The organism is Micrococcus sp. 63XJN7_8_ISO-PGPR-S23-253, from assembly GCF_056173425.1.
This window is the reverse complement of record NZ_CM149673.1, coordinates 2,162,240-2,185,723: the sequence shown is the minus strand read 5'-3', so window position 1 is coordinate 2,185,723 and position 23,484 is coordinate 2,162,240. Positions and strand designations below refer to the sequence as shown.

General features: G+C 74.1%; 23 protein-coding genes. 8 read left to right on the top strand and 15 right to left on the bottom strand.

Annotated features, from left to right (window positions below; translation table 11 throughout):
- Positions 1 to 58 precede the first annotated feature (58 nt).
- Together AC0VX4_RS10025 and AC0VX4_RS10020 are read right to left on the bottom strand one after the other, a co-directional pair.
- On the bottom strand, positions 59 to 1,369 hold the full coding sequence (locus tag AC0VX4_RS10025; protein WP_002857643.1) for an MFS transporter: 1,311 nt from the start codon (positions 1,367 to 1,369) through the stop codon (positions 59 to 61).
- Complete coding sequence (locus tag AC0VX4_RS10020) at positions 1,366 to 2,028, bottom strand: flavin reductase family protein (protein WP_098471107.1); 663 nt, start codon at positions 2,026 to 2,028, stop codon at positions 1,366 to 1,368. The genes AC0VX4_RS10025 and AC0VX4_RS10020 overlap by 4 nt, the downstream gene beginning before the upstream one ends.
- Before the next feature lie 102 nt (positions 2,029 to 2,130).
- On the opposite strand from AC0VX4_RS10020, the gene AC0VX4_RS10015 reads away from it, so the two are divergent.
- The gene (locus AC0VX4_RS10015) at positions 2,131 to 2,808 is read left to right on the top strand and encodes a GntR family transcriptional regulator (RefSeq protein WP_098471108.1); all 678 of its coding nucleotides are present in this window, start codon (positions 2,131 to 2,133) and stop codon (positions 2,806 to 2,808) included.
- Positions 2,809 to 2,848: 40 nt separating this feature from the next.
- On the opposite strand, the gene hutG is transcribed toward AC0VX4_RS10015, so the two are convergent.
- The 7 genes from hutG to AC0VX4_RS09980 form a co-directional block, all read right to left on the bottom strand.
- Positions 2,849 to 3,889, bottom strand: a complete 1,041-nt coding sequence (hutG, locus tag AC0VX4_RS10010) for a formimidoylglutamase (protein ID WP_475464333.1) — start codon at positions 3,887 to 3,889, stop codon at positions 2,849 to 2,851.
- A gap of 75 nt (positions 3,890 to 3,964) precedes the next feature.
- A complete protein-coding gene (locus tag AC0VX4_RS10005; RefSeq protein ID WP_002857647.1) occupies positions 3,965 to 4,480 on the bottom strand; it encodes a CoA-binding protein in 516 nt (171 codons plus the stop codon).
- Between the two features lie 3 nt (positions 4,481 to 4,483).
- Complete coding sequence (locus AC0VX4_RS10000) at positions 4,484 to 5,854, bottom strand: O-acetylhomoserine aminocarboxypropyltransferase/cysteine synthase family protein (RefSeq protein WP_017488439.1); 1,371 nt, start codon at positions 5,852 to 5,854, stop codon at positions 4,484 to 4,486.
- 225 nt (positions 5,855 to 6,079) lie between these two features.
- Positions 6,080 to 7,012 (bottom strand): hypothetical protein, encoded by a 933-nt coding sequence (locus tag AC0VX4_RS09995; RefSeq protein ID WP_002857649.1) that lies wholly within the window; start codon positions 7,010 to 7,012, stop codon positions 6,080 to 6,082.
- A 206-nt stretch (positions 7,013 to 7,218) separates the two neighbouring features.
- On the bottom strand, positions 7,219 to 7,755 hold the full coding sequence (locus AC0VX4_RS09990) for a metallophosphoesterase family protein (RefSeq protein WP_002857650.1): 537 nt from the start codon (positions 7,753 to 7,755) through the stop codon (positions 7,219 to 7,221).
- A gap of 8 nt (positions 7,756 to 7,763) precedes the next feature.
- Positions 7,764 to 8,570 carry a DUF1648 domain-containing protein gene (locus tag AC0VX4_RS09985; protein ID WP_002857654.1) on the bottom strand — a complete coding sequence of 269 codons (807 nt, stop codon included), beginning with the start codon at positions 8,568 to 8,570 and terminating at the stop codon, positions 7,764 to 7,766.
- A gap of 9 nt (positions 8,571 to 8,579) precedes the next feature.
- Complete coding sequence (locus AC0VX4_RS09980; protein WP_002857655.1) at positions 8,580 to 9,464, bottom strand: EamA family transporter; 885 nt, start codon at positions 9,462 to 9,464, stop codon at positions 8,580 to 8,582.
- A gap of 200 nt (positions 9,465 to 9,664) precedes the next feature.
- Here AC0VX4_RS09980 and AC0VX4_RS09975 point away from each other — a divergent pair, with 200 nt between their 5' ends.
- The 3 genes from AC0VX4_RS09975 to AC0VX4_RS09965 all read left to right on the top strand — a co-directional run bounded on the left by AC0VX4_RS09975 (position 9,665) and on the right by AC0VX4_RS09965 (position 12,820).
- Positions 9,665 to 10,543 (top strand): siderophore-interacting protein, encoded by an 879-nt coding sequence (locus AC0VX4_RS09975; RefSeq protein WP_136940441.1) that lies wholly within the window; start codon positions 9,665 to 9,667, stop codon positions 10,541 to 10,543.
- 138 nt (positions 10,544 to 10,681) lie between these two features.
- Positions 10,682 to 11,479 carry a hypothetical protein gene (locus tag AC0VX4_RS09970; RefSeq protein WP_002857657.1) on the top strand — a complete coding sequence of 266 codons (798 nt, stop codon included), beginning with the start codon at positions 10,682 to 10,684 and terminating at the stop codon, positions 11,477 to 11,479.
- A 51-nt stretch (positions 11,480 to 11,530) separates the two neighbouring features.
- Positions 11,531 to 12,820, top strand: a complete 1,290-nt coding sequence (locus tag AC0VX4_RS09965) for a M20 metallopeptidase family protein (RefSeq protein WP_036335113.1) — start codon at positions 11,531 to 11,533, stop codon at positions 12,818 to 12,820.
- Here AC0VX4_RS09965 and acs read toward each other — a convergent pair.
- Positions 12,769 to 14,973, bottom strand: coding sequence for an acetate--CoA ligase (gene acs, locus AC0VX4_RS09960; protein ID WP_136940475.1), 2,205 nt, complete (start codon positions 14,971 to 14,973; stop codon positions 12,769 to 12,771). The genes AC0VX4_RS09965 and acs overlap by 52 nt on opposite strands.
- 211 nt (positions 14,974 to 15,184) lie before the next feature.
- On the opposite strand from acs, the gene AC0VX4_RS09955 reads away from it, so the two are divergent.
- On the top strand, positions 15,185 to 16,441 hold the full coding sequence (locus AC0VX4_RS09955) for an acyl-CoA dehydrogenase family protein (RefSeq protein ID WP_002857666.1): 1,257 nt from the start codon (positions 15,185 to 15,187) through the stop codon (positions 16,439 to 16,441).
- Between the two features lie 94 nt (positions 16,442 to 16,535).
- Here AC0VX4_RS09955 and AC0VX4_RS09950 read toward each other — a convergent pair whose 3' ends face one another.
- From AC0VX4_RS09950 to AC0VX4_RS09940, 3 genes are read right to left on the bottom strand one after another with little or no spacing between them, the layout of a single operon-like run.
- On the bottom strand, positions 16,536 to 17,405 hold the full coding sequence (locus tag AC0VX4_RS09950) for an ABC transporter permease (RefSeq protein ID WP_002857674.1): 870 nt from the start codon (positions 17,403 to 17,405) through the stop codon (positions 16,536 to 16,538).
- The gene (locus tag AC0VX4_RS09945) at positions 17,402 to 18,421 is read right to left on the bottom strand and encodes an aliphatic sulfonate ABC transporter substrate-binding protein (RefSeq protein ID WP_475464332.1); all 1,020 of its coding nucleotides are present in this window, start codon (positions 18,419 to 18,421) and stop codon (positions 17,402 to 17,404) included. The genes AC0VX4_RS09950 and AC0VX4_RS09945 overlap by 4 nt, the downstream gene beginning before the upstream one ends.
- Positions 18,418 to 19,266 (bottom strand): ABC transporter ATP-binding protein, encoded by an 849-nt coding sequence (locus AC0VX4_RS09940; RefSeq protein ID WP_098471118.1) that lies wholly within the window; start codon positions 19,264 to 19,266, stop codon positions 18,418 to 18,420. The genes AC0VX4_RS09945 and AC0VX4_RS09940 overlap by 4 nt, the downstream gene beginning before the upstream one ends.
- Positions 19,267 to 19,707: 441 nt before the next feature.
- Between AC0VX4_RS09940 and AC0VX4_RS09935 the strand changes: the two genes are divergently transcribed.
- The 3 genes from AC0VX4_RS09935 to AC0VX4_RS09925 are packed head-to-tail and all read left to right on the top strand — an operon-like array spanning position 19,708 to position 22,641.
- The gene (locus AC0VX4_RS09935; RefSeq protein WP_095695251.1) at positions 19,708 to 21,129 is read left to right on the top strand and encodes an LLM class flavin-dependent oxidoreductase; all 1,422 of its coding nucleotides are present in this window, start codon (positions 19,708 to 19,710) and stop codon (positions 21,127 to 21,129) included.
- Positions 21,130 to 21,187: 58 nt separating this feature from the next.
- Complete coding sequence (locus tag AC0VX4_RS09930) at positions 21,188 to 21,898, top strand: Tat (twin-arginine translocation) pathway signal sequence (protein WP_475464331.1); 711 nt, start codon at positions 21,188 to 21,190, stop codon at positions 21,896 to 21,898.
- Positions 21,895 to 22,641 carry a hypothetical protein gene (locus tag AC0VX4_RS09925; RefSeq protein ID WP_126860568.1) on the top strand — a complete coding sequence of 249 codons (747 nt, stop codon included), beginning with the start codon at positions 21,895 to 21,897 and terminating at the stop codon, positions 22,639 to 22,641. Before AC0VX4_RS09930 ends, AC0VX4_RS09925 begins: the two co-directional genes overlap by 4 nt.
- Positions 22,642 to 22,704: 63 nt before the next feature.
- Here AC0VX4_RS09925 and AC0VX4_RS09920 read toward each other — a convergent pair whose 3' ends face one another.
- A complete protein-coding gene (locus AC0VX4_RS09920; protein ID WP_098471119.1) occupies positions 22,705 to 23,085 on the bottom strand; it encodes a YtxH domain-containing protein in 381 nt (126 codons plus the stop codon).
- A 106-nt stretch (positions 23,086 to 23,191) separates the two neighbouring features.
- Positions 23,192 to 23,392: a P-type ATPase actuator domain-containing protein gene (locus tag AC0VX4_RS09915; protein WP_240967001.1), complete on the bottom strand. Its 201-nt coding sequence runs from the start codon at positions 23,390 to 23,392 to the stop codon at positions 23,192 to 23,194.
- Between the last annotated feature and the right edge of the window lie 92 nt (positions 23,393 to 23,484).

Genomic DNA, 23,484 nt, shown 5'->3' with positions numbered 1-23,484 from the left:
GTGCGTCTGCACGAGACGGCGTGTCGTGACCACTCTGTGTGTGGGCGACCCTTCCGGCTCAGGCCGCCAGGTCCACGTCCTTCGTCTCCTTCATGAACAGGCCGGTCAGGCCGGTGAGGCCGCCGACCACCATGAGGTAGATCGGGAACGCGCTGGTCCATCCCTGCGCCGTCAGCCACGTGATCAGGTACGGCGCCGTGCCGCCAAAGATCGCGGTGGCCAGCGAGAGCATGGTGGCCACGCCCTTGGCGCGCACCGCCGTGGGCAGCACCTCGGACCAGACGGCGCCGTTGACGCCGAACAGCAGCGCCACGGCCAGCAGGGCGATGGTCTGCACGAGCAGGAACGAGGCGAAGGTGCCGTCCAGCATGCCGAACAGCGGGAACGGCAGCACCACGAAGAGCAGGCCGAAGGCGATGACCAGCGGGCGGCGGCCGACCCGGTCGCCCAGCAGGCCCGCCCCGAGGATGGCGACCAGGAAGATCACCTGGGCCACGAGCGAGGCCGAGAGGGTGGTGGACTTGTCCATCTGATGGGCCACCTGCGCGTGCGTGGGCAGGTAGATCAGCCACGTGTAGAACATCAGCGAGCCGCCCGCGGAGACCAGGAAGATCGTCAGCAGGCCGCGCCACACCGCACCCGGCTCCCGGCGGGGAGCGTCGTCGGCGGTGGGCACCACCTGCTGCGCCGCCGTGAAGTGCTCCGACTCCGTCAGGCTCCGTCGCAGGTACAGCGCGTACAGGCCCAACACGCCGCCGATGCCGAACGCCACGCGCCAGCCCCAGGACGCCACCTGCTCGGGGGAGAGCAGCGTGTTGATGGCCAGGCCCACGAGCGTCGCCAGGATCGTGCCCACCACCACGGACACCCACGACGTCGCCCCGAACAGCCCGCGCCGGCCCTGCGGCGCCCGCTCCACGAGGTAGGTCACGGAGGTGCCCATCTCGCCTCCGTGCGCCAGGCCCTGCAGCAGGCGGGCGATGACGAGGATCACCGAGGCGAGGACGCCCACCGTGCCGTAGGTGGGGGTGAAGGCGATGATCAGGCTGCCGAGCGCGGTGATCATCATCGCCGCGAAGAGGCTGCGCTTGCGGCCCACCCGGTCCGCGTAGGCGCCGAACACGTAGCCGCCGATGGGGCGGGCGACGAAGCCCACCGCGAAGACGGCCAGGGTGGCGAGCAGCTCGGAGGTGGGGTTGTCCGCGTGGAAGATCTGCGCCGCGAAGACCGGGGCGAAGATCGTGTAGACGTTCCAGTCGTACCACTCCAGCGCGTTGCCGAAGTTCACGGCCAGCATGTCCTTCAGGCTCCGGGGGCGGGCCCCGGGCACGGGAGCGGGCCGGGCCGCACCGGTGGCCGCGGTGCTCATGCCCGCCCCTCGAGGCCGGCCTGGGCATCGCCGTCGGCGCCGGGCACCCGCATCTCGAAGGTCTCCCGCACCACGGTGTAGTCGAAGTAGCCCAGGCGGGCGATCGGCTGGATGCGCGGGATGTCGAGGCGGCCGTCGGCGGTGATGGCGTCGTCGTCGATGTGGATGGTGTCCACGTGGGCGAAGACCACGTCGATGGTGCCCACGTTCGAGTCGCCCTTGATGCGGTGCGTCGAGTGGTAGCGGCACTCGAAGCGCACGGGGGACTCGGCGACCATCGGGATGGGGTGGTTGTCCGCGTAGACCTTGGTGACGCCGTGCTCGGCGATGCGGTCCCACTCGCTCTCGCCCGGCTCCAGGGCCATGGCGGAGACGTTGACGGCCTCGCGCAGGTCGTAGGTGGCCATGTTCCACACGAACCAGCCGGTCTGCTCCGCGTTGAGGACGGTGTCCTTGCGGCGTCCGTCCGGGTACTGGTTCGCGGAGAACATCACCATGGGCGGGTCGAAGGTGAGGTTCTGCCACTGGCTGTAGGGGGCGATGTTCTCCCGGCCGTCCGTGCTCACGGAGGACAGCCAGCCGATGGGCCGCGGCACGGTGGAGCTCTTGAAGGGGGAGTAGGGCAGGGGGGTGGCCTCGTGCTGCGGGCGGTACTTCATGAGTCCTCCATGTGATGCCGGTAACAGGATGTGGGCCACGCTACGTCGCATATTCGGGATATATCAAGGGGGTGCGGGAAGATGACTGCCTAGGCTGGGCCCATGAACAAGTCGGAGGAGGCCTACGCCCGCCTGACGCAGAAGATCGAGACCGGGGAACTGCCACCGGGCGCCGTCCTCAGCGAGGCGGCCCTCATCGACGCCGCCGAGACGGGGCGCACACCCCTGCGCGAGGCGGTGCAGCGCCTCATCCGAGACCACTGGCTCCTGGTCGGTGGGGGACGTGGCCTGCAGATCCCGGCGATCTCCGTGGACGACCAGCTGGAGAGGCTGGAGGTGCGGCGGTCGCTCGAGGCGCTGGCCGTGGGACTGGCCTGCGCGCGGGCGGACGAGGAGCAGCTGACCGCCGTCGCGGCCCACGTGCGACACCTGCGCACGGTGGAGGACCTGCCGGCGTACGTCGCCGCCGTCGGGCGCTCGCACGAACTCCTGCGCACGATCGCGAACAACCGCTATCTCGCCGATTCCCTGGTCCCGCTCCAGGGGCTCTGCCGCCGGTTCTGGCTCGCGACCACGAAGGGTCTGCCCGACGAGGTCGAACGCGGCCGGGCGTTCTACGTCCCGGCGCTGGAGGCCGTGACCCGGAGGGACTCGGCCGGAGCCCGGGCCGGGGTGCTGGCCCTGCACGACTTCCTGGCGCGCTCGGCGCTGGACTACGCCGCCCGACGTGCGGCCCACGGCAGCGCCGAGCCCCCCGCCCCGTGGGCGGAGGGACGCTGACGCGCGCGGCCCCCCGCGCCTGAACGGACCCCCGCCCGCCTCAGGCCAGCAGCGAGGCGTCCGTCCGGTGACGGCTGACGATCGTGTGGATCAGCCGGGCCGCGGCCTTCGCCGTGCGGCCGTCCACGTCCAGGGCGGGGTTGAGCTCCACGACGTCGGCCAGGGCCAGCTTCCCGGACTGGGTGGCCTCCAACGCGCACGCGTGGATCACCTCGTACGGCACGCCGAAGCCGGCCGGTGCGCTCACCCCCGGGGCGACGGCGGCCGGCAGCACATCCAGGTCGATGGTCAGGTAGAGCACGTCCACGGCGTTGATGAACGAGCGCACCCAGCGGCGCACGCCGGTGACGTCGGCGGTCTGGGCCTGCTCGTCGGTCACCCACGTGACCCCGCGTTCGCGCGCGGTGTCGAACAGGGCGCGGGTGTTGTTGGCCTCGCTGATGCCCACCACCGCGTAGGAGAGCTGATGCTCCGCCCCCTCGGCGTCGCGCAGCGCCTGCAGGAACGGAGTGCCGGAGCTGGGCCGCGGGGCCTCGCGCAGGTCGAAGTGCGCGTCCAGGTTGAGGATGCCCACGCGGGTGTCCGCACCCACGCGCGTGGAGCCGGTCAGGCCCGTGATCGAGGCGTAGGCGGTCTCGTGCCCGCCGCCGAGCACCACGGCCAGGTCGTGGGCGTTCAGCAGCCCGCTGACCACCGTGCCCAGCTCGGCCTGGCCCGCCTCGAGCTCGCCCGGGGCGTCGTCGTCGCCGCGGTCCACGGACACGTCGCCCGCGTCCACGAGCGCGCCCGTGCCCTCGAGGTACGCGAGCGAGGCGAGAGCGCCGCGCAGCGCCCCCGGGCCGTCCTCGGCGCCCACGCGGCCGTGGTTGCGGCGCACGCCCTCGTCCGAGGCGAAGCCGACGAGCGCCGTGGACCGCGCGCCCGACGTCGGAGCGCCGGCGCCGGGGTGGCGCTGCGTCGTCGTGGGCTCACCGCGGCCGTCGGCGGGGCGGACGACCTGGTGCCAGCGCAGGTGCTCGGGGGCGTCGCCGTCGGTGCGGCCGGTCCAGGCGGGGGAGGGGGAGGGGAGCTCGGAGGTCATGGGCCCATCCCACGCCATCGACGGGCGGGTGCGCAACGAGGGCCGGACGACGCCCGACATGGGGCGTCGTCCGGCCTAGCGGTCCAGTTCCTGGCGCCGCGAGCTGATCACGCCGGTGACGAAGCCGGCGAGGTTGAGCCCGCCGTGGAAGCGGGCGTGCTCGATCTTCACGCAGCGGTCCATCACGATCTCCAGGCCCGCGGCCTCGGCCTGACGCGCGGCGTCCTCGTTCCAGATGCCCAGCTGCAGCCACACGGTCCGGGCGCCCACGCGGGCGGCGTCCGCCACCACCTCGGGGGCGTCGGAGGACTTGCGGAACACCTCCACGAGGTCGGGGGTGACGGGCAGGTCGTCGAGCGAGGCGTACACGCGGTGGCCGAGGATCTCCTTGCCGGCCGCGGCGAGCACGGGATTCACGAAGTAGACGTCGTACGTGGTCGAGCTCAGCAGGTACGTGGCCACGAAGTACGACGCACGGGCCGGCTTGTCCGAGGCGCCGACGATCGCGATCGACCGGGTGCGCCGCAGGATCGCCAGGCGCTCGGGGGCGCCGGGGCCGGTCCAGGTGCGCTCGGGGTGGGTGGTGCTCATGGCTCAGGCCTCCTGCTCTGCGGGGACGACGGCGCCGTCGCGGGTGCGGCCGGTGGCCTCGGTCAGGGCCTGGTCCAGGTCCCAGAGGATGTCCTCGAGGTCCTCGATGCCCACCGAGATGCGGATCAGGTCCGCCGGGATGCCCGCGGCCACGAGCTGCTCGGCGGTGAGCTGCTGATGGGTCGTCGTGGCGGGGTGCAGCACCAGCGTCTTCGCGTCGCCGATGTTGGCCAGGTGGGAGGCCAGCTGCAGCGCGGAGATGAAGCGCGACGCCGTCGCACGCCCGGCCTCCGGACCGGAGGCGCCGTCGTCGGTGTCCGTGGCCGCCGGGGCCACGCCGAAGCTGAACACCGAGCCGACGCCCCGGGGCAGCAGCTGCTGCGCGCGGGCGTGGTGCGGGTGGTCGGGCAGGCCGGCGTAGCGGACCCAGGACACGCGCGGGTCCTCGTCCAGCCAGGTGGCGACGGCGCGGGCGTTGGCGAGGTGGGCGTCCATGCGCGGGGCCAGCGTCTCGACGCCGAGCAGCAGCTGGAACGCCGACTGCGGGGCCAGCGACGGGCCGAAGTCGCGCAGCTGCTCCGAGCGGAGCTTGGTGAGGAAGCCGTACTCGCCGAAGTTGCCCCACCAGGAGACGCCGCCGTACGAGGGCACGGGCTCGGTCATGGACGGGAACTTGCCGTTGTCCCACGGGAAGCGGCCGGACTCCACCACGACGCCGCCGAGCGTGGTGCCCTGCCCGCCGAGGAACTTCGTGGCCGAATGGATGACGATGTCCGCGCCGTGCTCGATCGGCCGGATCAGGTAGGGCGGGGTGAGGGTCGCGTCCACGACGAGCGGCACGCCGTGCCGGTGGGCGACGTCGGCCAGGCCGGGCAGGTCCACGACGTCACCGGAGGGGTTGGCGACGATCTCCGTGTAGACCGCCTTCGTGTTGGGCTGGAGGGCGGCCTCGAAGTCCGCGGCCTCGGCGGAGTCCACGAACGTGGTCTCGACGCCGAACCGGCGCAGGGAGACGTCCAGCTGGGTGATCGTGCCGCCGTAGAGCTTCGAGGACGCCACGATGTGGTCGCCGGCCCCGGCGAGAGCCGCGAAGGTGACGAACTCGGCGGCCATGCCGGACGCCGTCGCGACGGCCCCGATCCCGCCCTCGAGCGTGGCGACCCGCTCCTCGAACGCGGCGACCGTGGGGTTGCCGATCCGCGAGTAGATGTTGCCGTACTTCTGCAGCGCGAAGAGGTTGGCGGCGTCCTCGGCGGACTCGAACACGAACGAGCTGGTCTGGTGGATCGGCACCGCGCGGGAGCCGTGGACGGCGTCCGGGACGGCGCCCGCGTGCAGCGCCTGGGTGCGGAAGCCGAACTCGTGGTCAGCCACGGGGGTCCTTTCGATGGAGGCTTCGGGACAGTCCGTCCCATTGTCCCGGGCGAGGTGCGCCGAGGGCAGGGTGGGGACGTCGCAGAGCGTCACGCGGGGCCGGCCGGTGGCATGCAACGCGGGTTGAGTTATCACCGGTTACGCGGGCCTGGACCCGTGACAAGTCAACCCGCGTTGGCGTGGACCCGTGACACCTCAACCCGCGTCGGGACGGGCGGGGGCGGGTCAGCGCGTGTGGGCGAGCTGATGCCGGACCAGCCCCACGATCCGCCCGAACCCCGCGCGCTGGTCCTCCCAGGCGCAGCGCAGGGTCGTCCATCCCCGCTCGAGGCAGTACGCGTCCCGACGGGCGTCCCTCGCCTGTTGCTGAGCCGTGCGGTGGCCGGCGCCGTCGTACTGGAGGGCCAGGCGAACCGCCCGGTACCCGAGGTCCACGACAGGCGAGGCCGGGTCGGCCGGGTCGACGGCGACCTGCAGCTCCGGCTCCGGCAGCCCGGCCCGGATCAGCGCGAGCCGGAGGAAGGTCTCGGGCGGGGAGTCGGCCCCGACGCGCACCTCCGCCAGCGCGGCACGTGCGAGACGGACGCCCGGCCGGCCACGGCAGCGGGCGAGCACCTCCGACAGCCCGGGCACGGTGGCCTCGGGATCCGCCCGGCCCGTCGGCGTCCACGGCGGACGCACCAGGTGGTCGCCGGCCGCGATGAGCCAGTCCACCTCGTGGGGGCGGAGCATCCCGGCGAGGTCGAACCAGGTGCGCGCCGCCGTCGTGACGCGCTGGCCGTCGGGAAGGTCGAGCACGTGGTCGGAGGGCAACCGCACCCGGTGGCTGACGACGCCGCCCAGGTCGGTCCGGTGCGTGCGCGCGGACCGGTCGAAGGTCAGGTGCAGTCCGGCCGGCCGCGCGAGGCGGGGCGGCAGCGGCAGTCCGTGCCAGAGGGCGGCAGAGACGTGGGAGACCACCCCGCCCGTGAGGCGGACCAGCGCGGCCGCGCCCTCCGGGGCGCACAGGTCGGGGACACCCGCGGTGTGCACGCCGCGGCAGACCCGGGCGAGGTCTGCCGCGAGGGTCCGGCGCCACGGCAGGCCGGCGGCGTGCAACTCGGCCGTCGTGAAGGCGCCCGCGGCGAGGGCGGGCGGCAGGGGCGTGCGCGCGGTCATGGGGCGAGCCTGCCGCCCCCGGGCCCTGCGACGAGCCGAACCGATGCGCCCTGGGGAGGGCCGCCGTCGTCGTGGTGGCTGTGCAGGAGCGGCCGGCCCGCCGGACACGGTGGCCCCGGCACGACGCGGGTTGAGTTATCACGGGTGCAAGCCGCCTGGACCCGTGATAACTCAACCCGCGTTGCGGGGAGCGGCCGGCCCGTCGGTCACGGCGTGCGGTCCACCGGCACCAGCTCCACGTCCTCGAGCCGCCCGTCCCGCACCACCGCCCGCATGAGGGTGCACTCGGGCTGCCGTCGCCGGTCCGTGCAGGAACCGGGGTTGAGCAGGCGCAGGCCCGGGTTCGCGGTCTCCGGGCCGGCCACGGTGTCCCACGGGATGTGGCTGTGCCCGAACACCAGCACGTCCGCGTCCGGGAACGCCGCGGCCATGCGGCGCTCGCGGCCGGCCGCCGGGCCCGTCTCGTGGACCATCGCGATCCGCACCCCGCCGATCTCCACGCGTGCCACCTCGGGCAGCCGCGCCCGCAGCCGAGGCCCGTCGTTGTTGCCCCACACGCCCACCAGCCGGGCGGCCCGCGCGTCGAGGTCGTCGAGCACGTCCTCGGCCACCCAGTCACCGGCGTGGAGCACGACGTCGGCCCGCACCACCTCGGCCCGCACCTGCGCGGGCAGGGCGCGGGCACGCCGCGGGATGTGGGTGTCGGCGATCAGGAGCAGGCGGACGGCGACGTCGTCGGGCACGGTCCGCCTCACCGCGCGGCGAACGCGCCGAGCCAGAGCGCCAGCGGCAGGCCGACGATGAACACGGCCACGAATCCGCGCACCAGCCACCGGCCCGCCGGGGTGGCGAGGTTGACCGTCACGCCCACCCCGTAGCCGGGGCGCTTGGCAGGGAAGACGGCCGGATCGTCGGGGTCGCGCTTGAGCCCCAGGGGCGTCCACACCTCGTCCTCGGCGAGCTCCGCGGCCGTGGGCCGGTACCCGAGCTCCGCCGCGACGCGGTCCGACCAGCGCGTCCACCGCTGCGTGCCGGCCCGCATCGCCGGGAAGATGCCCACCATGAGCACGGTCAGCGTGAGGGGCAGGACCCACCACGGCATCGTCCACGCCCCGGCGGCGAGCACCTCGACCGTCGTCGGGGCCAGCACCAGCACGATGAGCACGCACGACCACCCGAGGCACTCCTGGAACCCGCGGTGCACCCCCGCCTGGCGCACGCGCCGCCACGGGGACAGCCCCGGGTCCGTGGGGGTGAGGGCGGTGACCATCGCGGAGACCAGCGCCAGGAACCCCGTCATGCCGAGGCCGATCAGCGGCCCCGTCGCCACCGTGCCGAACGAGGCGTCCTCCCACGCATCGGGCCGCCCGTCGACGCCCCAGTGCGTGGGCACCCGCACCGGCAGGCCCGGCAGGGCGACGAGGGCCCACCCCAGCAGCGCCAGGCACAGGACGGTCGCGAGCAGGAACGGCAGCCACGGACGCAGCCGACCACGGCTCAGGGCGGCGCGCTCGGCGGCGGGGACGTCGTCGGGGGTGGGACGGGACGGGTGGGGCATCGACCCAGGCTAGCCGCGGCCCCCGCCCGCCACACCCGGAGACCGGCCCGTCCAGACGGCGGCCGCACACGCCGCGATCACCAGCAGCATCCCCGCCAGGTCCAGCGGGGTGAGCTCCTGCCCACGCACGGCCCACGCGGTCAGCGCCGCCGCGATCGGCGACAGGCACGTCAGCAGGGAGAACAGGGCGGTCGGCATGCGGCGCAGCACCTGCAGGTCGATCCCGTACGGCACCGCCGTGGACAGCAGCGCCACGGCCAGCCCCACGCCCAGCACCACGGGAGAGAGCAGGGCCGCCCCCGCCGTCGCGACGCCGACCGGCAGCGCCACGAGGGACCCGGCCGCCGTCGCCAGGGCCAGCCCCTGCACCCCCGGCAGATGGGTCCCCGCGCGCCGGGAGAGCAGGATGTACCCCGCCCAGCACGCCGCCGCGGCCAGCGCGAGCGCCACCCCCACCGGGTCCAGTCCCGCCCCGCCGATCCCGCCGCCCGCGCTGAACCCCTCCCGGCCGAGCACCCCGATCCCGGCGAGCGCGAGGGCCGCCCACGCCGCCGACCGCCACGACGGCCGCGCCGCCACGGACAGCGCCAGCGGCCCGAGCACCTCGAACGTCACGGCCACGCCCTGCGGGATCCGCACGAACGCCTCGTAGATGGTCAGGTTCATGCCGGTCATGGCCGCCCCCAGCCCGACGACGGCGGCCCACCCCCGGGGGCCCAGGCCGGCGAGGGCGGCGCGGCTCGGCCGGGTGACGAGCAGCAGCACGGCCGCGGAGAACACCACGCGCAGGGCGACCATGGCCGACGCGCCGACGTCGTCGAACAGCAGGCCCGCCACGGACGCGCCGAGCTGCTGGCTCACCAGCGAGAGCAGGACGAGCAGGACGAGACGCACGCCCACAGCCTAGGGGCGCGCCGCGCCACCCCGGCCCCGGCCGGCGCGGGACCGCTGCTGCCGGAGGACCACCGGGGGCCCGGTTCCGCTGACCCCGAGGCCGCGGAAAACATCACGCTGACGTGCGCTAATCCGCCGCCTCGTGGGAGAGTGGGGGACGCGCGTCCGCGCAGACCCCGCCCCGACCCCAGGAGGCCCGCATGGCCCGGCCCCAGACCGTCCTCACCGTGGTGGCCGCCCGCCGGCTCACCCCGCACCTCGTGCGCCTGACCCTCGGCGGCGAGCAGTTCGACGCCGTCCACGCCCGCTGGGTGGAGAAGGGCGCCACGGACCAGTACGTGAAGCTGCTCTTCGCCGACCCCGCGCTCGGCCTCGAGCCCCCGTACGACCTGGACGCCCTCCGCGAGCGTCTCGCCCCGGAGCAGCTGCCGGTCCGCCGCACCTACACGGTGCGTCGCATGGACGCGGCCGCCCGCACCATGGACGTCGACTTCGTGGTCCACGGCGCGGACGACGACGGCGGCACGCCCGGGCACGACGGCGGCCTGGCCGGGACGTGGGCGGCGTCGGAGCCGGTGGGGCAGCAGGTCGCGTTCCTGGGTCCCGGCGGCGCCTACCGTCCCGACGCCACGGCCGACTGGCACCTGCTCGCCGGCGATGAGGCCGCCCTGCCGGCGATCGCCGCCGCCCTCGAGGACCTGGCCGCCACGGACGCCGCGGCAGCCGGCGTCGCGCTGATCGAGGTGACCGACGCCCGGGACGAGGTGCCCTTGACCGCGCCGGCCGGCGTCGAGGTGCGCTGGCTGCACCGCGGCGGCCCCTTCACCCCGGAGACGACGCGGTTCGCCGCCGCCGTCGAGGACGCGGCGTGGCGGGACGGACGGGTGCACGCGTTCGTGCACGGCGAGCGGGAGCAGGTCAAGCGCGTCCGGGCGTACCTCACGGACGTGCGCGGTGTGGACCGGCGGCAGCTGTCGGTGAGCGCGTACTGGGCCTACGGCCGCGCCGAGGACGTGTTCCAGGCGGAGAAGCAGACCCCGGCGGGACAGATCTTCGAGGACGGCACCACCGGCGGCTGACCTGCACAGGGTCGGCACAGGAGAAGTTCTGGCGTCCGTCAGGGCGCGACGGGCCAGGGGTGGCGTGAGAGGGTCGACGGGACATCGTCCGGCGGTCCCCGGCCGCCGGCACGTCCGCACCTCTGTGAAGGAGTCCCCATGAAGACGCCCGCACGCCTCGCCGTCGGCATGCTCGCCGCCTCCGGTCTGCTGCTCACCGGCTGCGCCTCCGACCCGACGCTGGACGAGAGCTGGCCCGAGGTCCGCCAGAAGGTCGTGGATGCCGAGAGCCTGCGCCTGAGGATGGAGGGCACCGCCGCCGACAAGGAGGAGGACAAGGACGACGCGTCGGCCTCGGCGTCGCCCTCCGCCTCCCTGGGCACGGACGCCATCCAGTCCGCGAACGTGGACCTCGCCGGCGCCACCGACGACTCCCACCTCCAGGGCACCATGAACATGGACATGGGGGCGGCCACCATGGACATCGAGGTCCTGCGCCGGGACGCCGACGTGTTCTTCAAGCTCAAGGCAGACGGTGACGACCTGCCCCGGGAGATGGGCATGTTCTCCACCCTCGTGGGCGACCGCTGGATCAAGACGAGCGCCGATCAGGCTGCGCAGATGGACATCTCACTGGAGGAGATCATGTCCGACCTCGAGGAGGACATGCCCGCCGCGGACGCCTTCGACGGCAAGGACCTGAAGGCCGAGGAGGTGGAGCTCGAGGGCAGGAAGTACCTCAAGTACGCGCTGCCCGAGGAGCACCACGAGTTCGGCCGGACGATGCTGATCGACCCGGAGAGCACGACCCTCTACCGTCTCGAGGACGTGAACTCGGAGGACGAGGACGTGGACGCGAACGCCACCTTCACCGAGTGGAACGCGGTCGAGGCGCCCGAGGCCCCCGCCTCGGAGGACGTCTTCGACCTCGCCGAGCTGCAGGAGCTGGCCGGCTGACCCGCTGCGCGATCCAGGTGGGCCGGCGGGCCGCCACGGCATGATGTCCTCATGGACCGCACCGCCCCCACCCCGCCCGCGAACGCCCTCGCCCCGGACCTGCCGGAGGACATCGCCCGAGAGGCGATCGCCTTCCGCCGCCTCCTCCACGGGCATCCGGAGCTGGACCTGCACCTGCCCCGCACCCAGGCCGCCGTCCTCGAGCGGCTCGAGGCCCTGCGCGCTGAGGCGGGGGAGGATGCCGCCACCGGCCGCCCCGCGCTGGAGACAGGCGTCGGCCGGGCGCTGAGTTCCGTCGTCGTGGTGCTGCGCGGCGGGGCCCCGCTGCCGGAGGGGGTCCGGCGGCCGGTCGTGCTGCTGCGGGGGGACATGGACGCCCTGCCCGTCACGGAGGAGAGCGGGCTGGAGTACGCCCCCGCCGTGCCGGGTACCATGCACGCCTGCGGCCACGACCTGCACACCGCCGGCCTCTACGGCGCCCTGGCCTGGCTGGTGCGCCGTCGCGGGGAGCTCACCGCCGACGTGGTGGCCATGTTCCAGCCCGGGGAGGAGACCGGCGGCGGCGCCCTGCACATGATCCAGGAGGGGCTGCTGGAGGCGGCCGGGCGCCCGGTGGACGCCGCCTACGCGATCCATGTCTCCTCGGGCACGTACCCGCGCGGCGTCCTGCTCAGCCGCCCGGGGGCGATCCAGGCCGGCTGCGACGACCTGGTGGTGACGGTGCACGGTCGAGGCGGGCACGGCTCCGTGCCCCACCTGGCCCAGGACCCGGTGCCCGTGGCCGCCGAGATGGTGCTGGCGCTGCAGTCCGTGGTCACCCGGCAGTTCGACGCCTTCGACCCGGTGGTCGCGACCGTCGGGCACCTGAGCGCGGGCACGGCGGCCAACATCATCCCGGACAGCGCCACCCTCGCCCTCACCCTGCGGACCTTCTCCGCGCCCGCCCGGGCCCGGCTGCTCTCGGCCGTGGAGCGCATGGTGCACGGGATCGCCGCGGCGCACGGCATGAGCGCACAGGTCCGGACGGACTGCGCGTTCCCGGTGACGGCCAACGACGGGGACGCGGTGGCCTTCGTCCGCGGGCTCGTGGAGGACCTGTACGGGGCCGACGCCTACCGGGAGCTGCCCGAGCCCGAGCCCGGCAGCGAGGACTTCTCCGAGGTCCTCCAGCGGGTGCCCGGGGCCTACGTCCTGCTCGGGGCGGTCCCGGAGGGCGTGGACCCGGACGAGGCCCCGGTCAACCACTCCCCGAAGGCCGTGTTCGACGACGCCGTGGTGCCGCGGGCCGCTCAGGTGCTGGCCGAGCTGGCGCTGCGGACGGCGCCGGTGCCGGCGTCCTGAGCGCGGCGGCCGGCCCGGAGCACCTCGGCGATCTGCCCGACGCACGGCTCGTTCTGCAGGCTCGTGGTGTCCCCGAGCGCGGTGCCCTGGTGCAGCTGCGTCAGCAGCCGCCGCATGATCTTGCCCGAACGGGTCTTGGGCACGTCGGGGACGAAGACCACCTCGGCGGGCTTGGCCACCGGCCCGATCACCCGCCCCACGTGCCGCCGCAGCTCCTCGGCGCGGTCGGCGGCGGAGGCGCCGGGGCCGTCGTCGCCGGCCAGCCAGCTCTCGTGCGCCACGACGAAGGCGACGGCGGCGTGCCCGGTGGTCTCGTGCGGCACGGGGCACACCCCCGCCTCGATCACCTCCGGGTGCGCCACGAGGGCGGACTCGATCTCGATGGTGCTCAGGCGGTGTCCGGAGATGTTGATGACGTCGTCCACGCGCCCGAGGATCCAGACGTCGCCGTCCTCGTCCCGCTTGGCGCCGTCGCCGGCGAGGAACCAGCCCGCCTCGCCCTGGTCCGCGTAGTCCTCCCAGTACGAGTGGAAGTAGCGGGCCGGGTTCCGCCACACGGTCCGGGCCATCGACGGCGAGGTGCGGGTGACCACGATCCGGCCCTGCAGGCCCTCGGGCGTGGGGGCGCCGTCGTCGTCGACCACGGCCACGTCCACCCCCGGCAGGGGCCGGGAGCCGCAGCCCGGCTTGAAGGCCGTGTCCGTGGGGCGCGGGGAGAGCACGGTGGCGCCCGTCTCGGACTGCCACCACGTGTCCACCATCGGCAGGTCCGGGGTGTCCCGGCCGATCTGGGTCCGCGCCCACGTCCAGGCCTCCGGGTTCACGGCCTCGCCCACGGTGCCGATCAGGCGGATCGAGGACAGGTCCGGGCCGCCGTCCGCGTGCGCCGGGATCCCGTCCGGATGCCAGCCCTTGAGCGAGCGGATCAGGGTGGGCGCCGTGTAGTAGCTCGTCACCCGGTAGCGCTCGATCACCTCGAAGTGCCGGCCCGGGTGCGGGGCGTTCGGCACGCCCTCGTAGATCACCTGCGTGACCCCGTTCGAGAGCGGACCGTAGATCTCGTAGGTGTGCGCGGTGACCCAGGCCAGGTCCGCGGTGCACCAGTGGACGTCGTCGTCGCGCCGTGCCGGGTCCGGGTGGGAGAACAGGAAGTCGTGCGTCCAGGAGGCCGCCGCGAGGTACCCGCCCGAGGTGTGCACGAGCCCCTTGGGCTGTCCCGTGGTGCCGGAGGTGTACATGATGAACAGCGGGTGCTCCGCGTCGAAGGCGCGCGGGGTGTGGGTGTCCGGCTGGCGGTCCACGACGTCGTGCCACCACAGGTCCCGGCCCTCGGTCCACGGGATGTCCCGGTGGCCCGTGCGGTCCAGGACGAGGACGTGCTCGATCGCGTTGTCCCCGGACACGGCCTCGTCCGCGTTGGCCTTCACGGGGACGGCGGTGCCGCGGCGGAACTGGCCGTCGGTGGTGACGAGCAGCTTGGCGCCCGTGTCCTCGACGCGGAACCGCAGCGCCTCCGCCGAGAACCCGCCGAACACGAGTGAGTGCACGGCGCCGATCCGCGCGCACGCCAGCGTGATGACGATCGTCTCCACGAGCACGGGCAGGTACACGACGACGCGGTCGCCCGCCTCGATGCCCAGCTCCTCGAGGGCGTTCGCGGCCCGGGCGACCTCTCGCTGCAACTGTGCGTAGGTGACGGCGCGGCGGTCGCCGGGCTCGCCCTCGAAGTACAGGGCGACCTTCTCCCCGCGCCCCGCCGCCACGTGCCGGTCCACGCAGTTCACGGCCACGTTCAGGGTGCCGTCCTCGTACCAGCGGATCTCCGGGCCGCGCTCGGCGGCCGGGTCCGGGGCGGTGAGGGAGCGCGTCCGGGTGAAGGGCCGCTCCCAGCTCAGACGTCGGCCGGCCGCCTCCCAGAACGCGAGCCGGTCCGCCTCGGCCACCGGGCGGCCGTCGCCGCGCCCGCCGTGCAGCCGGTCCGCCGGGCGGCCGGGATGGACGTCCGGGTCGGCGGCGTCGACGAGCGCCTGCGGGAGGGGGCCGGGCAGCGTCGCGAGGGCCGCGGCGGGCACGCCGTCGTTCGGTCCGCGGACGGCCCCGGAGGCGCCCTCCTCGGCCGGGTCGGTGCGGGCGGGGTCCTCGGTGGGCGTCATGGGCGGCGGTTCCTCCTGGTCGGCGGGTCCGACCAGGGTAGGGACGCCGACGACGGCGCCGCGCCCGCCGTCGTCACCGGCGGTCATGCTCGGCCCGCCGGGCCCCCGCGGGCGTCCGGCGCGGGCCAGGGCGACGGCGGCCGGTGTGGACCCCGTCCCACGGCCGGGGCGTCCCGGCCCCCTGGCCGCCCGCGCGTGTCAGAGTAGGTCCATGACCACCTACGCCACCCTCGCCGCCCGGTACGCCGACGCCTTCGACTCCGTCGCCCACGGCGAGCGGGCCCGCGAGGCGGGCCGGCACCTGCCGTTCGCCGCCCTCGGGGAGCTGCAGGCCGCCGGGTTCGGCAAGGTCGGTGTCCCCGAGGACGCGGGCGGCGAGGGCGGCGGCAGCGAGACCGTGCTGCGCCTGCTCATGGACCTGGCCGCCCGGGATGTGAACACCGCGCACGTCTGGCGCTCCCACCTCGTGTTCATCGCCACGGCCATGGACCAGGCGCCCGCCCGTCGGGAGCGGTGGCTGCGGCACATCGTCGCGGGGGACTGGGCCGGCTCCGCCCTGGCCGAACGCGCCGGCGGGGCCGCGCCGGGCCGTGCCGCCACCCTGGCCAGCCGGGACGAGGGCGGCACCTGGGTCGTGCGGGGGCAGAAGTACTACGCGACCGGCTCGGCGTTCGCCACGTGGACCGCCGCGACCGTGGGCATCGAGGGGGCGGACCTCGTCTCGCGCCGGAACTCGAAGCGGGCCGGGGGCGCGGTCCGCGAGCCGGACCGGGCCGTCGCCGTCGTGCGCGTGCGTCAGCCGCGCGTGGGCATCAAGGACGACTGGGACGGCTTCGGCCAGCGCCTGACCGCCACCGGGTCCGTGGTGCTCGACGACGCCGCGGCCGAGGAGCTGCTCGAGGTGCCGCGGCAGGACGGGCCCGTGCCCGTGCTCATGGAGGCGACCCTGTTGGCGCTGCAGGCCGGGATCGGTCGGGCGGCGCTCACGGAGGGCACGCAGCTGCTGCGGAAGCGGCGCCGCACCTTCAACACCGGCACGGCCGCGCTGCCCAAGGACGACCCGCAGCTCCTCGAGATCATGGGGCAGCTGGCCGGGCGGCAGGCCGCGGCCGAGCTGATGGTGCGCGAGGTCGGGCGTCTGCTCGACGAGGGGGAGGACGGCGCCCACGGGGCCGGCCCGGCGGAGGCCGACGTCGCGGCGGCGTCCGCCGAGGCGATGGCGGCCGCGTACCGGGCCCAGGCCGTGGTGCCGGAGGCCGTCCTCGAGGTGTGCACCCGCATCTTCGACACGCTCGGCGCGTCGGCGACGTCGGCCACGCTGCGGCTCGACCGGCACTGGCGCAACGCCCGCACCCTCGCCACCCACGACCCGGCGGCGTTCAAGGTGCGCATGGCCGGCGACTGGCTCGTGAACGGCACCCCGCCGACCGCCTACACGTCGGCCGGCGAGGTCCCCGAGGGGGACTGACCGCCCTGCCTCAGCAACGCGGGTTGAGTTGTCGCGGGTACAGACGCTCTCGACCCGCGATAACTCAACCCGCGTTTCGCCGGACGTGCCGGGCTCAGGCCCAGCGGCGCAGGGCCCGGCGCTCCAGCAGGCCGAGCAGCCAGTCGGTGAGCTTGCCGAGCACGGCGAGCAGGATGATCGCCAGGATCAGGCGGTCCGTGCGTCCGTTGTTCTGCGAGTCGGTGAGCAGGAAGCCCAGGCCCATCGAGGACGCGATCAGCTCCGCGGCCACGAGGAACAGCCAGGCCTGGGCCAGGGCCAGCCGCAGGCCGGAGAACACGGCCGGCACCACGGCGGGCAGCTGCACCGTCCGCAGCAGGGACAGCCCGTGGTAGCCGAACGCCCGTCCGGCCTCCACCAGGTGCGGGTCCACATGGCGCAGGGCGGCGTAGACGGTGGTGAACACCGGGAAGAACGCGCCGATCGCGATGAGGGTGACCTTGGACTCCTCGCCGATCTGCATCCAGAGGATCAGCAGCGGCACCCAGGCCAGCGAGGGCACCGCGCGCAGCGCCCCGATCAGCGGGGCGAACAGCGCGTCCGCCCACCGGGACAGCCCGAGCGCGGACCCCACGGCCAGCCCGAGCGCGGCGCCGAGCAGGAAGCCCAGCAGCACGCGCTGGGTGGAGATCCCCACGTGCAGCCACAGGTCGCCCCGCTCCAGCAGGTTGACGCCGGCGCTGAGCACCGCGCCGGGGGAGGGCAGCTGCACCGCGGAGAGCAGCCCGGCGGCCGTCACCGCCCACCACAGCACCAGGAGGACGGCGGGCGCGGCCAGGCCCACCACCGCCCGGGCGCCGGGCCGGTCCAGCACCCGGGGCCGCTGCCGTCGGCGCGCCCCCGTCCCCCCGTCGTCGCGGCGATCCGACCGGTCGCGCGCCTCGGGGCCCGTCGTCGCGGCGGGGGTGGTCGGGGCGGTGCTCATCGGGTGGCCTCCTCGGCGAAACGGGTGTCCAGGATGCTCGCCAGGGCGGCGTCCACCTGGTGCTGGTAGTCGACGGACCCGGTGTCGACCAGGATCCGTCCGACCCCCGTCAGGGCGTCGAGCAGCTCCTGGCCCGGCACGGGGCTGACGTCCGCGTTGGTGCGTTCGAGGATCACGGTGCGGGCGACGTCGGGAGAGATCTTCGCGGCCTCGGCCAGGATCCCGACGGTCTCGTCCGGGTGCTCGAGCGCCCAGGCGCGGGCGCGTTCGTACGTGTCCAGGACGGTCTGGGCCGTCTCCGGGTCCTCCTCGAGGAAGGACTCCGTGGCGTTGAGGACGGAGAACGTGTTCAGGGCGAGGTCGCGGTACAGGAAGCGGGCGCCCTCGGCCTCGGCCTTCGCCATGATGGGGTCGAGCCCGGACCACGCGGCCACCGAACCGCCGGCGAGGGCGGCGCGGCCGTCGGCGTGCTGCAGGTTCTGGATCTCGACGTCGGCCGGGTCCACCCCGGCGGCCTCGAGCGCCTGCACGGCGAAGAAGTACGGGTCCGTCCCGCGCGTGGCGGCCACCGTGCGGCCCGCGAGCTGGGCGACGTCCGTGATGTCCGAACCGGGCGGGACCATGAGCGCGGACCACTCCGGTCGGGAGGCGATGCCCACGATGCGCGTGGGCGCTCCGTTGGCCCGGTTCAGCAGCGCGGCGGAACCGGCCGTCGAGCCGATGTCCACGGAGTTCGAGCGCAGGAGTTCGTTGGCCTTGTTGGAACCGGCGGAGAACACCCAGTTCACCCGGACGCCGCGGGGCGCGAGCGTCTCCTCCAGCCATCCCTGGTGGCGGATCACGAGGGAGAGCGGGTTGTAGGTGGCGTAGTCGATGCTCAGCGTGTCCGGACCGTTCACCGGCCCGGCCCCCGCCTCACCCTGCAGGACACATCCGCTCAGGCCCAGGGGCAGGGACGCGGCCAGCAGGCCGAGCGCCGTGCGACGGGTCAGGCGTGTGGAGCCGGCGCCGCTCATCGGGCGTGGCTCTCGACGCCGAGGCCCTCGAGGAGCTCGGAGCGCAGCCGGGCCAGGCGGGTGTCCGCGCGGTCGCGGGGGCGGGCCCCCGGCACGTCCACGATCCGCCCCACGGTCGCTCCGGGGCGGGCTACGCCGTCGGGTACCGGGACGTCACGGGCGAGCAGCAGCACGCGGTCGGCGAGCTGCAGGGCTTCCTCCACGTCATGGGTGATGAGCAGGACGGTGGTGCCGGTGGCGGCGTGCACGTCCAGCAGCAGGTCCTGCATCTTCAGACGGGTCAGGGCGTCGAGGGCGCCGAAGGGCTCATCGAGCAGCAGCACGCCGGGGCGGCGGGCCAGGGCGCGGGCGAGCGAGGCCCGCTGGGCCATGCCGCCGGAGACCTCCCGGGGGCGGTGCTCCGCGAAGGGCGCGAGGCCCACGAGCTCGAGCAGCTCCTGCACGCGGGCCCGGCCCGCGGCGCGGTCCAGCCCCCGGGGCAGGCCGAGTTCCACGTTGCGGCGCAGGGTGCGCCAGGGCAGCAGGCGCGGCTCCTGGAAGCCGACGGCGGTGCGCTCGTCGTAGGGGCGCACGGGCGAGCCGTCGATCAGCAGCTCTCCGTCGAAGTCCGGGTCCAGGCCGGCCACGGCGCGCAGCAGCGTGGACTTGCCGCAGCCGGAGGCGCCGATCACGGCGAGCACCTCGCCGGGCGCCACGGTCAGGTCCACGTCGCGCAGGACAACGCGTGGTCCGTCCGCGGTGGGGAACGTGCGCCCGACGCCGCGGAAGACGACGTCGAGGCTGTGACGGTCCTCGTCCCGGACCGGGGTGGAGGCGGTGGCACGGGAAGGCGCGTGCACGCTCATGGAGGGCTCCCATCGTCGCTTCGTCGTGGGTGTCGGTGCCGGACGGATGCGGATGCCAGCAGACCACCGCGGGCCCGGTCGGCTGCGAGTCTGCCCCGCCGCCGGCGCCGGAGGGCCGCCCGGGCGTCACACCGGCGGCGCCGGGGCCAGCGCCGAGCCAGACGTTTCGGTCGTCGCCGCAGGGTGGAGGCAGCAGATTTCTCTGGCTCAGCGCTGGGGTGCCGCCGGGCCGCAACGGGGCCGCCACCCGCGGACGTGTCCTCCGTCACGTCAGGGCATGTCACGAACCGGGCGCCGGACGCATGGCCGGGCCCGGCGGGGCCGTCATGAACCCCTGGGCCGGACCGGCTTCCACCGCCGGCCGCGTCGGCGTTGCATGGTGCGGAACCGTCGCCCGCCCGGCCGTGCCCCTGCGACCGGGCGGCCCTGGAAAGGAGACCCATGAGCACCGCCGAGAACGCCGGGGCCGGAGCACCCACCCGCCCGGACGAGCACCGCGAGATCCTCTTCAACGCATTCGACATGAACTGCGTCGCCCACCAGTCCCCGGGTCTCTGGCGTCACCCCGACGACCACGCCCGCGACTACAACACCCTGGGCTACTGGACGCACCTGGCGCAGACGCTGGAGAAGGGCCTGTTCGACGGCCTGTTCATCGCCGACGTCCTCGGCCCGTACTCCGTGTACGGCGGCACCTCCGAGGCCGCCATCAGGACCGGCGCGCAGACCCCCGTGAACGACCCGTTCCTGCTCGTCTCCGCGATGGCCGCGGTCACCGAGCACCTCGGCTTCGGCGTCACCGCCGGCACCGCCTACGAGCACCCCTACCCGTTCGCCCGCCGCCTCGCCACGCTCGACCACCTCACGGGCGGCCGCGTGGGCTGGAACGTGGTCACCGGCTACCTGCCCTCCGCCGCCCAGAACATGGGCCAGGACGACCAGATGGAGCACGACGAGCGCTACGAGCACGCCGACGAGTACCTCGACGTTGTCTACAAGCTCCTCGAGGGCTCGTGGGAGGACGACGCCGTCGTCTACGACAAGGAGTCCGGCGTGTTCGCGGACCCGGCCAAGGTCCACGACATCGCCCACGAGGGCAAGTGGTTCAAGGTCCCCGGCCACGCCGTCACCGAGCCGTCCGTGCAGCGCACCCCCGTGATCTACCAGGCCGGCGCCTCGACGCGCGGCCGCGCCTTCGCCGGCAAGCACGCCGAGGCCGTGTTCATCAACTCCCCCACGAAGGAGCTGGCGGCCGCCACCGTGAAGAAGATCCGCCAGGCCCTGGTGGACGCCGGCCGTGACCCGTACGACGTGAAGATCTTCGCGATGCAGACGATCGTCACCGGGGCCACCGACGAGGACGCGCGGGCCACGTACGACGACCTGGCGCAGTACGTGGACCCGCTGGGCGGCCTCGTGCTCATGTCCGGCTGGATGGGCATCGACCTGTCCCAGTACGACCTGGACGAGCCGATCGGGGACGTGAAGTCGAACGCCATCCAGTCCACCGTGGAGACCTTCCAGAAGGCCTCCGGCACGGACGAGGAGTGGACCGTGCGCAAGCTCGCCGAGTGGGTGGGCATCGGCGGCTTCGGCCCCGTGATCGTTGGCGGCGGCGAGTCCGCGGCCCGCCAGCTCGTCGAGTGGGCCGACGAGACCGACGTGGACGGCTTCAACCTCGCCTACCACATCACCCCGGGCACCTTCGAGGACGTCGTGGAGTTCGTGGTGCCGGAGCTGCAGAAGCTCGGTCGCTACAAGACCGCGTACACGGACGGCACGCTGCGCCACAAGCTCTTCGGCCGCGGCGACCACCTGCCGCAGAACCACCACGGCGCATCCTTCGCCCTGCGCCGCCGGTAGGGTGACGCCAGTGGCCGCGGCGCCCTGCCTCGGCCGGCAGCAGCCCCAGGAGGAGAACATGCAGCGCAGACGTGCCGTCCGCGCGGCCGGGCTCGGCGTCGTGGGCGCCCTGGCCTTGGCCGGGTGCGCATCCGAGCCGCAGTCGGCGGGGGAGGCCTGGCATCAGGCCCGCACCCAGTTGGACGAGGCCGAGACCGTCCGACTCGAGACCGCCTACACCACCGGCCGTCAGGGCCCGCACTCGGTCCGCTGGGACATCGCCGGCCGGCTCGACGGCGGCGACGCCGAGTCGAAGGGCGTCATGCAGGTCGGCCGGGACTCGCACATCACCATGGAGTCCCGCCAGGTCGGCGAGGACGTGTTCGTCCGGGTCGACGTGGACGGGTCCGACGTCCCGGACGACGTCCAGATGATGTACTCCGACCCGCAGTGGCGCCGTGTCTCGGCCGGCGAGGGGCAGGAGCCGCCCCTGAAGTCCCTCCTCGACCAGGTGGGCTTCCCCGCGGCGGACGCCCTCGACGGCGCCGAGGTGCGCGCCGAGGAGGTCGACTGGGACGGCGGCACGGCCTACCGCTATGCCGTGCCCGAGGAGGTCGCCGACGCGGCGATGGGCGAGGGCGACGTCACCCGGGTGCACTCCTTCACGGTGGACGACGACGGCGAGCTGGTCGCGCTCACCGTCGACGACGGCCGGGCCACCCAGCAGTACGCCCTGAGCCACTGGAACCAGATCGAGCCGGCCGAGGCGCCGGAGGAGGTGGCCGAGTGAGGCAGCGCCAGACCCAGACCCGCCGCACCCGTCGCGGCCTGTCCCTCGCCGCCGTCGGGGCGGCCGCCCTGTTGCTGACCGGCTGCGCCTCGGGCGACGACGCCCCCGGCGCCTGGGACCGCGCCCGCACCCAGCTCGAGGAGGCCGACTCCGTCCGCATGGTCACCGAGCTGCGGTCCGAGGCTCCGAGCAACGGCCGCGCGGTCCCGGACTCGGTGGACATCTCCGGTCCCGTGGACGGCTCGTCCATGCGGTACGTGTCCGTGTACAAGGACGACGGTCTGGTCACTCGGGACGAGTCCAGGATCGTGGACGGCACCGCGTACTCCCGGTTCACGGTGGAGCGCGCCGGCGCGAGCGGCGAGGACCGCCCCGCCTATGTGGAGCGGTGGACCGCCACCCCGTACGAGAGCGATCCCAGCGCCACCGGCATGGGCGCGATGGTGAGCTCTCTGCTGGGCTCCCTGCCGGAGTCGGGCGGGCTGGACGACGTCGAGGCGGACGCGGACGGCATCCGCCGCAGCGGTCAGGACGCGATCCGCTACGTGCTGGACGAGCCCGTCTCGGGCCCGCAGGAGGGCGTGGAGCTGACCGCGTTCACGGTGTCCAAGGAGGACGGCCGCCTGCTCACCGTGGAGACCGAGTCCGCCGGCACGAAGGCCGTGGTGACCCTCTCCGAGATGGGCGAGGTGGATCCGGTGCAGGCCCCGCCGGCCGACGAGGTCCTGACGCAGGACGGCTGACCCGGCCCACGACGACGGCGGCCCGCCTCCCTTCGGGGAGGCGGGCCGCCGTGTCTGCGCGGGTCAGCGCGTCTGCGGACCCTCGGCACCCAGCGGGGTGGACGGGTCCGAGACGGTGTCCGGCTCGGCGCCGTGGCTGGCCGCCGAGGTGACGTTGTCGTTGTTGGACTCGGTCACGCGGTCGTCGCGGACGTCGTTCTTCTTGTCGTTGCCCTGCATGGCATCCTCCACCTTCGTCGTGGCCTTCTGCACCGGATCGGACTTCTTCACCTCAGCGAACTTCTGCTGGGCGGTCTCCTGGACCTGGCCGACCTTCTCCTGGGTCTTGGGGTCGTTCCAGAGCTTCTGGGCGTTCTGGGTCATCTTCTCGAGGTTCTTGCGGCCCTCGGCGGAGCCGAGCAGGTAGCCGAGTGCGGCGCCGAGGCCCAGGGTGATGAGGCGCATGGGTGGTCTCCTTCGTGTGTCGGGACCGCGCCGACCCTCTTGGACGGGCCGGGCGGCGCGCTGGCGCGCTGTCCTGGGATCACTCTGGTCACCGGAGCCCGCCGCGTCAACGGTTGAGGCGCACGGCCACGACGATGGCGAGCACCACTCCCGTGCCCGCGACGACGGCCGAGCCCGAGAGCACGGCGTCTCCCGCGTGCGTCGGGACGGGGTCGTTCTCGCCGGTGAGGAGGGCCTCTTCCCGGTCGAGCCCCTCGACGGCGCCCAGGCCGCGGGGCGGGGAGGCTCGCGGGAGGGGTGTGTACACGATGAATCCACGGGGCGGGCCTGGGAGGCACATCCGCCCCAGGGGCGGACCTTCTTCAATTCTGACGAGCCCCCGAAACACGACGAGCCCCA